Source organism: Pseudomonas sp. MD195_PC81_125 (assembly GCF_014060985.1).
In the GTDB taxonomy this organism is placed as follows: domain Bacteria; phylum Pseudomonadota; class Gammaproteobacteria; order Pseudomonadales; family Pseudomonadaceae; genus Aquipseudomonas; species Aquipseudomonas parakoreensis.
The window spans coordinates 1-1,541 of sequence record NZ_JABULD010000105.1 but is presented as its reverse complement, the minus strand read 5'-3'; the positions used below and the strand labels follow the sequence as shown (position 1 = coordinate 1,541).

General features: G+C 53.2%; 2 protein-coding genes. Both read right to left on the bottom strand.

The features are described 5' to 3' along the window. Positions 1-67: 67 nt before the first annotated feature. Positions 68-397 (bottom strand): hypothetical protein, encoded by a 330-nt coding sequence (locus HT737_RS04755; RefSeq protein WP_047293552.1) that lies wholly within the window; start codon positions 395-397, stop codon positions 68-70. A 511-nt stretch (positions 398-908) separates the two neighbouring features. After that, positions 909-1,412, bottom strand: coding sequence for a GNAT family N-acetyltransferase (locus HT737_RS04750; protein WP_182401664.1), 504 nt, complete (start codon positions 1,410-1,412; stop codon positions 909-911). Positions 1,413-1,541 lie beyond the last annotated feature (129 nt).

Below are 1,541 nucleotides of genomic sequence, written 5' to 3'. Positions count from 1 at the left end.
TCAGGGAGCAATAAAAAGGGCCTGCTTCTTTTGGAAGCAGGCCCTTTTTATTTATTGAAGTTGTAACTCAGCAAAACCGGTCAATCACCCGAACTTCATTCTTGTTCTGCATCGAATCCCACGCCTGTTTCAGCGTCTGCAGCACATTGCCGATGAAGTCTTTATCGGCCGCGGCTTTTTTGCCGACATAACCGTGGCCACGGCGGTACATCTTCAGGCGGGCCAGCAGGTTCTGGTTGTTGCGGTCGAATTCTTCTTCACCAGCGTGGGGCGACAGGCAGTCGATATGCACCTGACCCGACTTGCTGATCCAGAGAATGTGGCTGTCGTGGCTGTCTTTTTGCGCCGCGAACATACGAGCCAGTTCTTCGATAGTAGGTTGATTGTTCAGATTCATGATGTTTGCCCCTTGACCAGTCTGGTGATCTTTCAAAGTTGATTCGCTAATACAGGTAGCCCATCGGTTAGTTGATCCCTGGCACCGAAACCAGGACGTCAGCGGTCGCCCGTGAGAAATACGGGGTCATGCGTCTGTTGCATGTAGTCGTGTTGAATAACTGCTACGCAATAGCGTCACAACGAGGAGAAGCAGCGAAAACCGGGAGGCTCCTTGACGACGTTTTCAGGGTCGACCACAAGCATCTTGAGAATTTTCGCCAGCGCTTCTCGTCCTTGTACTGGACGTTCAGGCCAGGTCAGCTTCTTCAATCTGCCTTGTGGGCAGCGTGTATCCGGAAAAAACAACTCGGCGGTCAGACGAGTTTGCTCAAGCGTGTTACCGATGTTCCCGATCGGGGAACGCCTTCATCATGCAAAAGCACAACGACGCCGTCAACGGTTTTGTAGTGATTATTTTTGATCACTACATATTGTCGGACAAAGCTGTTTTGGAATGAGAAAAGTTCCGTTCAGGCAACGGACGCGGGGCTGTGAAAGATGTAGAAGGTGCAGGGATAACCGTCGACCGAACGCTGCTGGCGGACGAACTCACCACCGCTCAATTTGGGGATCAACCGGGCCCAGAAGTGCCGTGCAGGCAGGTTGGCGTCGATATGAAAAATCTGCCACTGACCGGGCAAACGACTCAAGAGGGCAGAGACGACAAACTGCGCGACGCCTTGGCCACGGAAGCGTCGGGTGAGGAAGAGGTAGCTGATGTTGTATTCAGTGCCGTCGATGCGGGTGTCATTGTCGACGATCACGAACCCGGCCAGTTCGCCGTCGATGCGGATCAGGAAAGGTTGGGTAGCTGGATTGCGCCAGTAGTCGTCTTTCGGCTGAATACTGAAGAAGCCATGTTCGCCGAGTTTCAGTGGTAGCCATTGGCTGAAGTCGTACATGTAGAACTGCATGAGGTTTTCGATGGTTTGCAGTTCGTCGCGGTGGGCGGGGTGCAGTTCGATGGTGGGCATTGGGGAAACTCCTGAAGATTGCGGCTTCAGTATTGTCGAATCATACCTTGTGGCGAGGGGATTTATCCCCGATGGGCTGCGAAGCGGCCCCAGCTTTTCCTTAAACCGGGGGACTGCTGCGCAGTCCAT

Coding starts and splice junctions, on each gene's coding strand:
- HT737_RS04750 (WP_182401664.1), bottom strand. CDS start 1,412: ATGCCCACCATCGAACTGCACCCCGCCCACCGCGACGAACTGCAAACC.
- HT737_RS04755 (WP_047293552.1), bottom strand. CDS start 397: ATGAATCTGAACAATCAACCTACTATCGAAGAACTGGCTCGTATGTTC.